Here is a 618-nt window from a genome sequence, read left to right on the forward strand (position 1 = left end):
ATCGGCATTTTTCAAGGTAGTTGTCGCGTCAACCGTCTAACTATGCCGCCATTTTCTCGTTCTGTTGCTCTCGATCCGGGTTCAACAACACGGTGCCGATCGGTTCCCAGTTACGCGTCCGGCCTGACCACCGCTCCGGTTTGTTTTCCTTGGCTCGTTCGTACAACTCATGTCGCCGGGCCAAGACCTGATGGTCCAGCCCTCGATGCCGCTCAGCCGGTGTGACGAACCGGATGCGGCTATGTCGGTGCTCGTTGTTGTACCACCGCATAAAATTCCTCACCCAAGCCCGAGCAGCATCCAGACTGGCAAAACCATCCAGCGGCCATTGCGGGCAGTATTTCAGCGTTCTAAACAGCGACTCCGAGTAGGGATTGTCGTTGCTCACACGCGGTCGGCCCCGCGAAGGCGTGATGCCCAGGTCGTACATCTTGCTCAGCAGCGTCACCGATTTCATCGGCGCTCCGTTGTCCGAGTGCAGCACCAGCGGTTCGTGTAAACACTGCTCACCGATCACGCTGCGTTGCAGCAGCGCGGCGGCTTTTTCACCGCTTTCCGCGTCGTAGACCTCCCAGCCCACGGCCTTGCGGCTGTAAATATCCTCGATCAGATAGAGGT

Annotated in this window: 1 protein-coding gene; it reads right to left on the minus strand. The window is 58.1% G+C overall.

The window, feature by feature from the left end; all coding sequences use genetic code 11:
• Positions 1–40: 40 nt before the first annotated feature.
• Positions 41–618, minus strand: a 578-nt coding sequence (locus JJD74_RS30635; RefSeq protein ID WP_200618109.1) for an integrase core domain-containing protein, incomplete at its 5' end; no start/stop codon positions are given.

The sequence above is a fragment of the Pseudomonas sp. MF6776 genome, assembly GCF_016613125.1.
GTDB classification, from domain to species: Bacteria; Pseudomonadota; Gammaproteobacteria; order Pseudomonadales; family Pseudomonadaceae; genus Aquipseudomonas; species Aquipseudomonas iridis.